The following is a 13,131-nucleotide window of genomic DNA, read 5'->3' as shown; positions in this document are numbered from 1 at the left end:
AGCAGCGCATACTACTTCACGAGTAGCATGCGCTCCAAGGACAATCGAGCTTGATCCGCAACATGCGGCGGTACATAAATTTGAGGCTGCATCGTTTCCAAGCATTTCACGAGCTTTTTCAAATTGTTAACCTTCATGTTCGGGCAAACCAAATATTTTGATGCAAAATGGAATGTCTTGCCCGGGCTGTCCAAACGAAGCTGGTAGCCTGTACCATCCTCAGTCCCGACAATAAACTCCTGGCAATCCGATTCCTTACAGTATTTAATGATTGCGGTTGTACTGCCGACGAAATCCCCAAGCTCAACTACTTCCGGACGGCACTCCGGATGCACAACAAATTGCGCGTTCGGATACTTCGCTTTCATTTCTTCTACATCTTTAACGGTAAGCATGTCATGCGTGTTGCAGTAGCCTTCCCAGATAATCATTTTCTTATCGGTATTCTGCTGTACATAATGACCGAGGTTTTTGTCCGGCACCCAGATGACTTCATCGCCTTCTACCGAATTGACAACCTTAACCGCATTCGCCGATGTACAGCAAATGTCAGTTTCCGCTTTAATTTCCGCAGACGAGTTAATATACGTAACGACCGTTGCATTCGGATGCTGCGCTTTAAGCTTACGCAAGCCGTCAACGCTTACCATGTCTGCCATCGGGCAGCCTGCACGCTCGTCGGGAATAATAACCGTTTTGTTCGGTGCCAAAATTTTTGCGCTCTCGCCCATAAAGTGAACGCCGCAAAAAACGATAACATCGGCATCCGTTTGGGCTGCCTTCTGCGCAAGCAGGAAGGAATCTCCACGGAAATCGGCTACCTCTTGAATTTCATCACGTTGGTAATAATGGGCTAAAATGATTGCGTTCCGTTCTTTCTTCAACTGTAACAACCGTTCACGCAGCTCTCGGTTTTGCTCCGCCTTGCGTTCCAGTGCCAGTGCTTCCACAGTAGATCCTCTCCTCTTATGAGGGATGGGAGATAATTCCCATTCCATTATACAGCAAGCTCGACTTTGTGAATTGATGCACAAACTTAGAAAGTCGCTTACCTATAGTTTAAACCAAAAGGCATAAATTCATTTGATTAAGATTTAATTTACACGTGGTAGATGCTACTGTCAATGTATTAAAGTCCTTTTTAGGGTGGCAACTTAAAATTAATTACGAAGAGGGCAGACTTAGGGCAAAGTTCGGCGTAAATAAGCCTTCAAAATTAGAAAAGAGCTTCAATCCATCAATGGAATGAGACCCTAAAATCACTAACGCTGATTCCGGCCGTGTCCGCAGAGCTAGGATGCTCGCCCACCCGCGCGCAAACGCAAGCCGAACGGCGTGCGGAACAAGACGAAGTAGCTGATGAAGGCAATGGCCAACAGCACGCAGCTCATAGCATTGCTTCGTACGCCACAACACGACATAAAACAAGGCGATGCATATGAGCGCAATGGTCGTTCCCCAGTGCATACGAGCATTGTCCATCAAATTGATGAGCCAGTCCATTTTCACCATCGCCGAGTCATGAATGGGCATCGACTTTTGCTGACCCTTCTCGACAAGAAACTTCGCCATTATAAAGTTGGATAGGAAATCTGAACGTTAATAAAAAAAATCGTCCTGCTGCTTATAAGCAGCAGGACGATTTTAACTTGCCATTGGCAAAAAATATTTACTCGTTCTTATCCGGATCTTCCGGGTTTTCCCGCTTCTCAAGGACAGGAGCTTTAATCTCTGCCTCTTCACGAGTCTGGATGCGCACTTTAACGTCCCCAACCGTCTCAACAATCGGTTCAGAAGTCGGTTCATTTGTAGCTGAAGCTCCATCCACAGGTGTGCTGCCATTCAAAGAACCGGTCTCAACCAAACGTTTGATTTGGTCAAGTTCAAGCGTTTCTTCGCTGAGCAGCGTTTGAGCAATAATATGCATTTCCTTGCTCTTCTCCGTTAATAGCTTCTTCGCACGATCGTAGCAGCCGGTAATGATACTTTGCATCTCTTGGTCAATCTCGTATGCAATCGCATCGGAATAGTTCTGTTCATGACCAATATCACGGCCAAGGAATACTTGACCTTGCGAGCTGCCGAACTGCATCGGACCAAGCTTATCGCTCATACCGTATTCCATAATCATGCTGCGCACGATGCCTGTCGCTTGTTTAAAGTCACTGTAAGCTCCTGTTCCGATTTCGCCAATAAACAGCTCTTCGGCTACGCGGCCCGCAAGCAAGCCCGTTATTTTGTCGAGAAGCTCTTGCTTGGTTACAAGCATACGATCTTCTTTCGGCAGCATAATGACGTATCCGCCAGCGCGGCCGCGAGGAATAATCGTAACCTTGTGTACCATATCGGCATGCTCCAGGAAGTAGCCTGCAATGGTATGTCCCGCCTCATGGTAAGCGACAATACGTTTCTCACGATCGCTGACGACACGGCTCTTCTTCTCCGTACCGACAATGATACGATCGATTGCATCATCAACCTCGACCATAGCGATATCCTTCTTATTGCGACGTGCAGCCAGAAGCGCTGCTTCATTAAGTAAATTTTCAAGATCGGCACCGCTGAAGCCTGTCGTACGCTTCGCAATAACCTCTAGCTTAACATCCTTCGCAAGCGGTTTGTTGCGGGCATGCACTTTAAGCACCGCTTCGCGGCCTTTCACGTCTGGGCGGTCAACCGTAATTTGACGGTCAAAACGGCCTGGACGTAGAAGTGCCGGATCCAGAATATCCGGACGGTTTGTCGCAGCTATAATGATAATGCCTTCGTTAGCGCCAAAGCCGTCCATTTCAACGAGCAATTGGTTGAGCGTTTGCTCACGCTCATCATGCCCGCCGCCAAGACCGGCGCCGCGCTGACGACCTACAGCATCAATCTCATCAATAAAAATGATACATGGAGCATTTTTCTTTGCGTTCTCGAACAGATCACGTACACGGGATGCGCCGACACCGACGAACATCTCTACGAAATCAGAACCGGAGATGCTGAAGAACGGCACGCCCGCTTCCCCTGCTACTGCACGAGCAAGCAAGGTTTTACCAGTACCCGGAGGACCAACGAGCAATACGCCCTTCGGAATGCGAGCGCCTACCAGATTGAATTTCCGCGGATCCTTCAAGAAGTCCACAACCTCAACGAGTTCTTGCTTCTCCTCGTCAGCGCCAGCGACATCTTCAAATGTAATCCGCTTCTTCTCATTATCATAAAGACGCGCTTTGCTCTTGCCAAAGTTCATCACTTTGCCGCCGCCGCCCTGAGCTTGATTCATTAAGAAGAAGAACAGGACAAAGATAATGACAAACGGAATAATGGAAGTGAGGAATGTAAGCCAAATGCTTGGCTGGTCCATTTCCTTGCTCTCCAGCTTAAACCCGAACTGCTCCTGCCAAGCGAGGATTTTCTCCTCTGCTTTGACGCTTACCCTGGATACGAACTGATCGCTGTCCGCGCCTGCAGGCTTTGTATTATATTTACCAGTAACAAAATAAGTTTGGTTCTCATACTTAACACTCAGTTCCTTAACATTGCCTGATTCAACTGCAGCACGAAGCTCATCATATCGCAATCCAACTGTCGTGTCATTTTGGCTGCTGATAAATTGAAAAATCCCAACGGTCACCAAAAAGATAATTAAATAAAAACCAGTATTACGGATGATCCGATTCATCCCCAACCTCCTCTCAGACGCTTAAAATATTTTACCATAGCATGACTTTCCATAACAATAGAGGTATACGGAGAAGGGCATGTACGGGTGAATCGCTATTATTTCTCATAAATCTGCGGTTTTAAAATACCAATATAAGGAAGATTGCGGTATTTTTCAGCAAAATCCAGTCCATAACCGACAACAAACTCGTCCGGCAGCGTAAAGCCCTTATAATCCGCTTCCAGTTCAACGGTGCGGCGCGCCGGTTTATCGAACAATGTTACGACGGTGACCGATTTCGCATTGCGACGTTCTAGTACATCGATTAAATAGCTGAGCGTAAGCCCGCTGTCGATAATGTCCTCAACGATCAGAACATCACGGCCTTCGACCGAAACATCGAGGTCTTTAATGATTTTGACGACGCCGGACGATTTCGTGGATTGCCCATAGCTGGACACGGCCATAAAATCAAGCTCAATCGGCACCGTTATTTCCTTCACCAAATCCGCCATGAATATGAATGCGCCTTTAAGAACGCAAATAACGAGCGGATTACGCCCGCTAAAATCCTTGCTCAGCGTTTCGCCAAGCTCTTTTACCTTATCACTAATCTGCTGCGCGTCGTACAATACTTCTTGAATATCGTTCTGCAAAGTAGAAATCCCCCTACGCCTTAACTATGTTTATGAGTGTACCAGTGCATCTTATTCGTTGCTGGCCCTTATGAACAACACGTCTTTTGTGTGCGGCTCCATAAGCGCGTGGCTTGATCTGCGAATGCCCGGAATCCAGAGCAATTTCCCCGCTGAATCGAACAGCAGCGGATACAGCTCTCGCTTGAGTGGAGCGATTTTCTCATCAACGAACATATCTTGCACTTTTTTCGAACCATTTAATCCTAAAACTTGAATTCTGTCGCCCGGCCGCCGATTTCGAACGACGAGCGGATACGTTAACTCCGAAGCATCGAAGCAGGCTTCATATCGTGAAGCAGGCTTACGGCTATCTCTCACAGATGCATGGGCAAACTCAAATGACCACCCGCTTTGCTCAACTGTCAATCGATATGTATCCCTTTCTACCTTGCACGAGTAGTCGTCCGCACCGTTTAATGCATGCTGCGATATACGAAGCCATCGCATCATATCGTATTCACGGGCGCAGCGAATACCGGCGCCAGCATCGATACGCCATGTTGCAGGCGCATGAGCAGAAGCGGCAATCCGCATCGTCTCAATCTGTTCGAAGGATATCTTTTCCGTTTCCTTAGAAAGATAACTTAATATTAGTTTAATCAATCTCCTTTGTAAAGCGACGTGGAGACCGTGCAAATCGACGCAGCTTATCGCGCATTCATTGGGGGATCGTGTAATGAGCTGTGCGAATAAGGCTTCGGTTTGTTTCTCCATCCACTCGTCTTCCGCCCCCGCTACTTCGGCAAGCCGCTGAAGCGACTGGGACAACTGCGGATTATGCCGGGATAAATACGGTAAAATATCTAACCGAATAATGTTTCGGAAATAATGGCGTTCCTTGTTACTGCTATCCACGCAGTACGGGACATGATGCTCTTCGCAGTAACGCAGAAGGTCTGACTTGTTCATACGAAGCATGGGGCGAATAAGTTCCACGTTTTTTTCGCGTCTTTTGCTAACCATTCCAGCTAACCCCGTTAAGCCCGTTCCACGAATGACACGCATAAGAACCGTTTCCGCTTGATCGTCCGCGTGATGGGCAAGCGCAATTCGTGACGCCCCGTAACGAGCCGCGATTTCATGTAAAAAAGCATACCGTTTCTCGCGAGAGGCAGCCTGCCCGTTCATTCGCGTTTCTTCTATATAAGAAGGCATATCGAAAGTGACGGTCTCGCAAACTACCTCCAGCTGCTCCGCAAAAGCCTGAACGACAGCCAGCTCATGCGCCGACTCCTCTACGCGAAAGCCGTGATTCACATGAGCCGCTATGACCGAAATGTTCCCTTCCTTCGCAATGGCAGACAGCATATGCAGCAGCGCCATTGAATCCGGACCGCCGGAAACCGCTACCACGATGCGGTCGCCCGCTGACCAGAGCCTGCGTTCCGCCGCCGCTTTCTCAAGTTCGTTTCGCAGATTCATATGTATTACCCTCACCTTCATTTCCCCGCTCGTGACTGTCCTTACAATACATTGCGCAGCAGCCAATAAACCGAAGTCCCTAGCAGCACCGCAGATGCGGCAACAAGCCCTTTCAGCCATCCTGGCGTTGCAGAAGATCTGTGCGTATCCCTTCTGTGCATCAATGCACGCCATGCTGCTGACGCGTCTGAGGCGTCCGTGAATTGACCTGCGAACGCTTTCCGCAGCCAGCCGGCAATCGGCTTCAAGGCCGGACTCGACTCGGCAATTTGGATAAGCTCGCCCGCGGACCGATTTTGCGGCAGCAGCTCCATCGTCAGCTGATGCAGCCGTTTCGATTCATGCAGCTTTAGGCAAAGCACGCCGAAGGAAAACAAATCATATCCGGGGTCAGCCGACCGTGAGCCTTCATTCCAGTAGCCGCGGTCATAGATTTCCGTAAACTGGCGAATTCCTTTGCCTACCCCCGTCACGCCGCCGTAATCGACGAGCTCGACGTGCCCGTAATCTGCGACGAGCACATTTTCCACCTTCAGATCGCCGAATACCCAGCCTGCTTGATGGAGCTTTGCCAGTTTGCCAAGCAGATTCAGGCCAACTAACGGAAACCATTCCGGTCCCTTCTGCTTCAAATAGTCGCCCAGCGTCGAGCCAAGCACATAGCGCATAATATAAAAAGGATACTCCCGTCCGTCCGGTCCGTACAAATCGTCCACGTCAAATAGAAAAGGCTCGTGCCCGTGCTGCTTCTGCTTGGCAATCGACTGAAGTACGTTAATCTCAGACTGCAGATCAACCGCATCCATACCGACCTTCAATGCATACCAGCTGCGATCGCGCTGTACGAGATATACTTTACCGTTTGCGCCCTCCCCAAGCAACCTCTCAACCCTGTACCGGCCCTGCTTCCACTTGCCGGTCACCACCATGCCGCGGCGAAGATCAACTTTAAACGACGTAGTCACTCATCATCCCATCCGTTCCATCTCTGCTCTGTCTACCATAATCGCCCTGGCGATAAAAATCAATTACATGCATAATCGCAGGGCCAGTCGGCGTCGTCCCGCCCATTTGCAGCCTCGGGAAGATCCCATGCACGCCATTTAAGTGGCTTGTCCAGCCCAAATCCATCACGCAATCATCCCCATGTCTTGAGCCTGGAAAATGAAAAACGGAAATCTCGCTTTTCCCCTGCCTGGCCTGCAGACTAAGCATCAAATCGCGTATGGCCTCCTCCACCGCTGCAAGCTTCGGCTTCATACTCGCGCTTGCGTCAATGAGAAGCGCCACTTGCAGGCTTGATGTCTCCCCAAGCTCATCTATTACGCGAACGACGTCAGCTCTCTTCTCCGGCGGGAGCGCTTCGATCGATCCGCTGCCAAGCACCTGCTTCAATTCTTTCTGCACCGCCAGCTGAATCGTCTGCACGACCGTCTTACGCGTCATCATCTGCACGGTCTGCGACAACTGACGCATATTCACCATCCTGCTTAGCCCGCCGCCCGCACGCGCAATCTCGTCAATCTCCGCAGCGCCAAGCTCGCCCACATCTCCATGATCCAGCACGCCTACCACATTGACCGAAATCCCATCCGATTGCGCATGCGCAGCCGCTACCACCGGACTAAGGCCCACATTGGAGCACCCGTCCGTAATTAATAATATTTGCTTCATGATTGTTTACCCTCCTCAAGTGTTTGTGTAACAAACACTTCTTCGAAAGCACAGGCTTAGTGTTTGTGTAGCAATAAGCCTCACCAGCGCAGGCTTCGCCTTCGCCTTTCTATCTAGCTTTGCCTTTTTTGAGAGGGATAAACAGCTAGACTATTAAAAAATAGATAAGTTGAACAAAAAAATCGTACTAGACCAGAACGTTTGCGGCTCTTACCAATCGGAACAGGCTAGCGGAATGATTAACAGGAAAAGCCCCTGCTAATTTTACACCTATAAGCTATGCAGTCTTATTTAACAGGAAATCCTCCATGTAATCTAGGGAAATTTGTCATTTTAAGAGGTTACATGCCGAATTAAAGGGAGAAATTCCAGATAAATAACGCACAAACCGACACACAAGCAAATTAGATGGAGTTTTTCCTGTTATCTGATTGATATAAGTTATCTGATTGCTATAAAGCAACTTACTTTCAAACTTTAGTTAAGCCTATGTAGATAATCGCAATCATGCTTAAACTGGCGAAGCGTTGCATCGTTGCAGCATTGCCGCACAACTTATCGAAAGGCAAACTCCCATCGCCAAAATAAGATCATTACGCTCCTATATGTACAAAACCATATACTACCCGCCAGCAGCCCTTATATCCTGCTCAACTCAACGAATCTATCCGGTCAGACAGCAAAAAGAAGCCCTTTGACCGCCAACTGCGAGTTAGCCGACAAACAAAAGGCTTCAGCGCGCTCCATGAATAAAGCTGACATCCGCTCACTAACCTTAATGACCATCACTCACTTTTCCAATAATAATCGTTAGCTCACCGTCCTTGGACGCTCCATGCGCGTCACCCCAGGGAAACGGAAGGTTGCCCACTCCGGCAAATGCTTATCGATACGCGCAACAAGCACGGTCATATCATCAACGATTTCACCATTATGATGGCGAACCACCTTCTCAAGCAGCGCATCCGCCATTTCTTGCGGATTGTCTGTCGCCAACTCGCTAATCAAACGCTTCATCCAGAGCTCCTTATTCACGGCAAGCCCCGGCGCATCGTATATACCATCGCTCATCATGACAAGCGTATCCCCGGACTGCATTTGCATCGATACGAAGTCGACGTCAATATCTTGAATAATGCCAATAGGCAAATTGTTCGCCGTTACCGGAATAACCTCATTTCCTCGTTTAATAAAGCTCGGTGTCGAGCCTATCTTCATAAACGTCGTCTGTGCCGTATACAAATCTACGATCGCCAAATCGACGGTAGCGAATACTTCATCGGATGAACGCAATAAGAGCACCGAATTAACAGATTTCACGGCAAGCTTCTCATCCATTCCAGACTGCAGCAGCTGCTGCAACAGGGATAAAGCCGCGCTGCTTTCCTGCCGCGCCCGCTCGCCATTGCCCATGCCGTCGCTAATCGCAACGGCAAATTTACCATTGCCCAGCTCAACCATACTAAAGCTGTCACCTGACAGCAGATCGCCTCCCTTGGCAGCGCCCGCAATACCGGTATCCACCACATACTGCTTGGCCGAGCCAAAGGCCACCAAGGTAGGCTCTCCATTCCTCGTAGGAGGATGCTCTGACTTAACCGCTATATGCTCGCCTAAAATATCACTAAGCAGCGGAGCGATAATTTTGCGGCATTCATCAAAGCCTTGCCCAAAAGCATGGTACACCTCTATATCCACATTCCCCTCCTCCAGGCTTACTATATCAATTCCTTGTACCGATAAGCCGAGTCCTTCCACCGCCTCTCGAATTTGCTCTTCCTGCAAATGCAGCGTCTGCCCCTCCCTTTTAATTTCTTTTGCCAAATCCTCCATCACTTGCGACACGCCCTGCAATTGGTCGGCAACAAGTTGACGGGAGTCGTATATTTGCTTCTTCCAGTGCATATTATTTTGATAAAGCTCGTACTGCTGAGTCATATCCTTCAGCACCTGGGAAGATTTGACGCAATGCGCCGACCAGGCACGCGGTATCTCCTTAGCGGACGGAACGCGATTTTCCTCCACTGTGGACATCATATCGGTCATCATTTTGTACGTATGGAAAAACTTATCCTCCCAGCAAGCGTTTTGCCGGTGGCAGCTGGCGCAGCTGCGCTCAGCAACTGCATTCATAAAATGGCTAATCTCATCCTCCCTGTTCATCGTCGTTACACTTTTGTTGAGCTGTCCAAAACTGTGCGAGAGCTGCTGGAACACCTCCTTGTATTGCGATACGCGGTCTGCGGTCACCTCGCGCACCCGTTTCGCATATTCATGCTGCGACTTGGCATGCTCATTCGTACCCGGCACATACCGTGAAATGGTACGGATCATGCTGCGCGGCGTCATCATAAGCAGCGTTGCCGCAGCTACTGACTCCCAGGTTGAGCTCATAACATCAGCCTGGCTTCCTACATATATGGATAAAATCGATGTCCCAAGCAACATTCCGAATGCCGCTGCCATTTTGCCGCCGTCACGCAGCAAACCAGCAAGCAAGCCCGCAAAAGCGAGTAAGCTCATTTGAACGACTGCACTAAAGTCAGCCAAGCTTAGAATGAGTCCTGCAACAACACCGACCGAAGCGCCCAGCGGAGCGCCGCCTGCTAAAGCAAAAAGAAGCAGCATATAACGAGACATAACATGTTCTGCAGACATGCCATAAAACACCCAACCGACCGCCCCCGTCATAACGGAAGCGAGCAAAATCATTAGACAAATGATTTCTTCGTTTTTGAGTGAGGCTGATTTTTTGGTCATCGTTAGTACGGGAATAGCCTGTGTAAATACAAGAGTAAGCACAAATCCGAGAGCCGCCTCCACAACAACGAGCATAAAGTTGTACCAGCTAAGCTCGTCCCCAATAAATACACTGAACATTTGTACCAATATTGTTGATGCGAACACTAGAATCGGTGCCGACGACAGCTCCGCCTTCTCATACGCTTCCAACCCCTTCAAGAAAAGAAATAACACCGCAATCTCCATCGCAATCCACATTGGCGCCGGATCGGCCGCCAGCCAGCTGCCGGCTACTAAGGATACCGCCACCCACGGATAAATATCCCTTCGCATAAAATAAATAACGGCGAAATAAGCGACCGCGAACGGCATAAGCGATTCGAGTATGACCGCTCTTCCAAGTAAGAAAGCTACTCCTACAAGCAGAACTGTCCACTTCTTTGCCATAATGACCTGAATGACACGACGCCCCGCCGCCCATTCCCGTCCTTTCTGCATTAGCGTCTTAATTAGACCTGTCCGTTTCACGCCGGGAAGCAAAACTGTGTTTTCCTTTTCCATGCACAGACACCACCATTCCGAATGTAATGTGTTTTTCATTATAGGAGGTTGTCCGTATGAAGTTTGTCAGTTAGCGTAACATGGTTATAATTTTTTTCCGACAAAAATAATTGGTGCCGCAGCCCTTGTCAACATGCTGTCAAACATATGCTCCGTAAAGGATTTCCTCATCTTTACATATTCTCCAAACAAACTACCGACAACAAAAAGCGTGCCGCTCATTTTCCAGATTATGGCGAATGGACGTTATAACCTGTCGGGAATGATGGAGGATGAGAGAAAAGTATTTTTTTTCAGCAATTGAGCAAGTCGCAAACGACATTGCCCGGGTTAAACCTTTCGCTATCCATTCATTCTCCAGCATTTACGTAGGTTTAGCGTCCTGCTTCGACAGCATTTTGTAAGCGCTTTCTATTTTTATCAGCCACACCCCTGCATCCAGACGCAAAAAAAGCAGAACCGCGTAGGTTCTGCTTCATTTATAAGGTTATGACGATTCAGCTTATACTCGCTTGGCACCGCGTCCGCCGCGTTTGCCCTCCGTATTCTTCTTCAAAGAGGAGATGCGTTCTTCGCTGTCTTTCAGGAACCGTGACATTTTATCCTCGAATGACGGTTTACCGTATGCCGGTCTGCCAGACGATTGCTTGTTGAAGGGACGTCCGCCACCACCACCGCCGCCGCCGCGGTTGAAACGTTCGCCACCACCACCACTACCGCCAGTGCTTCCACCGCCGCCTCCGCTATGACGCTCGCGTTGTTGTGGCGCAGGTTGGCCTTCCGGCCGGTCAATGGCTTGCTTAATGGAAAGTCCGATCTTTCCGTCTTTATCCACGTTGATCACTTTAACTTTCACGACATCGTCGATTTTCAGGTGATCCTTCACGTCTTTGACGTAATTATCAGCAATTTCCGAAATGTGAACAAGACCCGTGACACCTCCCGACAAGTCGACAAATGCCCCAAAATGCGTAATGCCTGTCACTTTTCCCTCTAACTTAGCGCCCACTTCAATTGCCATAAAATAAAATGTTCCTCCCTAAAAGTTATGCGAAGCAAAACTGAAATCATCAGCATAAGCTAAAGTTTTGCGAAAACGCTATTAACGTGATTATAACCGAACCGTTCAAGTAAGGTCAACAGACGTTCACCCGATTTAAAGCCCTAATTAATCAATGAAAATTGGCTGCTCGCCTTTCTTTACCATGCCTTGCTCTTTCCTTGCTAACTGCTCAATATATTCAGGATCGTTTAACCGTTCAATTTGACGTTTGAGCGCTTCGGTTTCTTTATTAGACGCATCAAGCTGCCCTTGAATGGTAGTTAGCTTAACACCTGTGGCATTCTTCTGCTGCATTTGGCCAAAAATCGTATAACCCGCCCAGCCCATAAATAGCACGATGAACAACATCCACAGTTTGAACCGGCGTTTTGTGCCAGCATTCCCTGGCGTTTTGTTTACAGCTGCTGCCATGAGCGGTGTTACCTCCTAAACCATTTGCTCCACAATCGGGCAATTAGTAGTCCAAATCTTCGCAGCCTGCCGGCTACTTGCCACTTGGATACATAGGGTGCCAGCCAGCGTCCAACCGGACGAATGGCAGGACGAACCATCCAAACAAGCAATTTCCAAAATGGACGAACCAATTGTATCACAATTTTCAATATGAAAATAGTGAGCGCAGACCCAAATGCGAAAATAACCATTACCAATTTATAGAGCAATAAGATCGGCTTCACAATTAGGATATCCAAGCATTTGAGCACGAACGTAATCAGCTTGCGCACTGCTCTAATGAGCCATTTGACGATTACGATAACGAGCCTGCTCAAAAGCAAATAGTAGATTACGATACCGACAGCCAGTCCGATAAAAACGTACGCCCGCACCTCGCCATTGTTGCTAGCGTACAGCACCCGAAAGACGACTAGCGCCGCCGTCATCCAATAGATGACGTCAAGCACCGGCAGCCACCAGCGCGGAAACCTCAGCTCATTCGACAGGACCCGGTAGCCGTCAAACACCGTTCCCATGCCAAGGCCGGATAACAGCATGACTGCCATCGTCAACCATTGCATACTTAGCGTCACTTAAATAGCTTCCCGAAAAGCCCTTTTGATTTCGACGAGGTATTATTTCCGTCCAAATAGGCGAGCGAATGGACGAGCCCCTCAATAGCTACCAAACCCTGCTCGAGGCTAAGATGCTTCATATGCAAATTTTGGCCCTTAACCGCCAAGAAGCCAAGCTCTGTCTCGAGTAAAAACTCTTCGCTGTCGAAGCTTTCCACATTCAAGACTCCGGTAAGTTCCAACAGCTTACGATTTAGCATTTTGACTTCCTGACGCTTCTGCCCCTTGCCTTGGTCAACCATAGACTCG

The 13,131-nt window shown here is 48.6% G+C and carries 11 protein-coding genes and 1 pseudogene; all 12 read right to left on the bottom strand.

The window, feature by feature from the left end; genetic code table 11:
• Positions 1 to 11 precede the first annotated feature (11 nt).
• The 12 genes and pseudogenes from nadA to yabP all read right to left on the bottom strand — a co-directional run bounded on the left by nadA (position 12) and on the right by yabP (position 13,124).
• Positions 12 to 950 (bottom strand): quinolinate synthase NadA, encoded by a 939-nt coding sequence (gene nadA, locus AC0YNZ_RS27395; protein WP_475829615.1) that lies wholly within the window; start codon positions 948 to 950, stop codon positions 12 to 14.
• A 302-nt stretch (positions 951 to 1,252) separates the two neighbouring features.
• Positions 1,253 to 1,373: pseudogene (locus tag AC0YNZ_RS27390) on the bottom strand (ABC transporter permease subunit); the annotation flags it as partial.
• A gap of 296 nt (positions 1,374 to 1,669) precedes the next feature.
• Complete coding sequence (gene ftsH, locus AC0YNZ_RS27385; RefSeq protein ID WP_475829614.1) at positions 1,670 to 3,670, bottom strand: ATP-dependent zinc metalloprotease FtsH; 2,001 nt, start codon at positions 3,668 to 3,670, stop codon at positions 1,670 to 1,672.
• Between the two features lie 98 nt (positions 3,671 to 3,768).
• Positions 3,769 to 4,308, bottom strand: a complete 540-nt coding sequence (hpt, locus tag AC0YNZ_RS27380; RefSeq protein ID WP_475829613.1) for a hypoxanthine phosphoribosyltransferase — start codon at positions 4,306 to 4,308, stop codon at positions 3,769 to 3,771.
• A gap of 51 nt (positions 4,309 to 4,359) precedes the next feature.
• The gene (gene tilS, locus AC0YNZ_RS27375; protein ID WP_475829612.1) at positions 4,360 to 5,772 is read right to left on the bottom strand and encodes a tRNA lysidine(34) synthetase TilS; all 1,413 of its coding nucleotides are present in this window, start codon (positions 5,770 to 5,772) and stop codon (positions 4,360 to 4,362) included.
• Positions 5,773 to 5,813: 41 nt separating this feature from the next.
• On the bottom strand, positions 5,814 to 6,737 hold the full coding sequence (locus AC0YNZ_RS27370; protein WP_475829611.1) for a serine/threonine protein kinase: 924 nt from the start codon (positions 6,735 to 6,737) through the stop codon (positions 5,814 to 5,816).
• The gene (locus tag AC0YNZ_RS27365) at positions 6,721 to 7,446 is read right to left on the bottom strand and encodes a vWA domain-containing protein (protein WP_475829610.1); all 726 of its coding nucleotides are present in this window, start codon (positions 7,444 to 7,446) and stop codon (positions 6,721 to 6,723) included. Before AC0YNZ_RS27365 ends, AC0YNZ_RS27370 begins: the two co-directional genes overlap by 17 nt.
• A gap of 810 nt (positions 7,447 to 8,256) precedes the next feature.
• Positions 8,257 to 10,749 carry a stage II sporulation protein E gene (gene spoIIE / locus AC0YNZ_RS27360; protein ID WP_475829609.1) on the bottom strand — a complete coding sequence of 831 codons (2,493 nt, stop codon included), beginning with the start codon at positions 10,747 to 10,749 and terminating at the stop codon, positions 8,257 to 8,259.
• 502 nt (positions 10,750 to 11,251) lie between these two features.
• Entirely contained in the window at positions 11,252 to 11,770 is a 519-nt protein-coding gene (locus AC0YNZ_RS27355; RefSeq protein ID WP_475829608.1) for a S1 domain-containing RNA-binding protein, read from the bottom strand.
• Between the two features lie 147 nt (positions 11,771 to 11,917).
• A complete protein-coding gene (locus AC0YNZ_RS27350; protein ID WP_475829607.1) occupies positions 11,918 to 12,223 on the bottom strand; it encodes an FtsB family cell division protein in 306 nt (101 codons plus the stop codon).
• An 8-nt stretch (positions 12,224 to 12,231) separates the two neighbouring features.
• Positions 12,232 to 12,840 carry a spore cortex biosynthesis protein YabQ gene (gene yabQ / locus AC0YNZ_RS27345; protein ID WP_475829606.1) on the bottom strand — a complete coding sequence of 203 codons (609 nt, stop codon included), beginning with the start codon at positions 12,838 to 12,840 and terminating at the stop codon, positions 12,232 to 12,234.
• A complete protein-coding gene (yabP, locus tag AC0YNZ_RS27340) occupies positions 12,837 to 13,124 on the bottom strand; it encodes a sporulation protein YabP (protein ID WP_475829605.1) in 288 nt (95 codons plus the stop codon). Before yabP ends, yabQ begins: the two co-directional genes overlap by 4 nt.
• Positions 13,125 to 13,131 lie beyond the last annotated feature (7 nt).

This window comes from Paenibacillus sp. J2L1-98, assembly GCF_056269405.1.
Note: the sequence above shows the minus strand (reverse complement) of the source record. Positions and strands in the feature narration are given on the sequence as shown.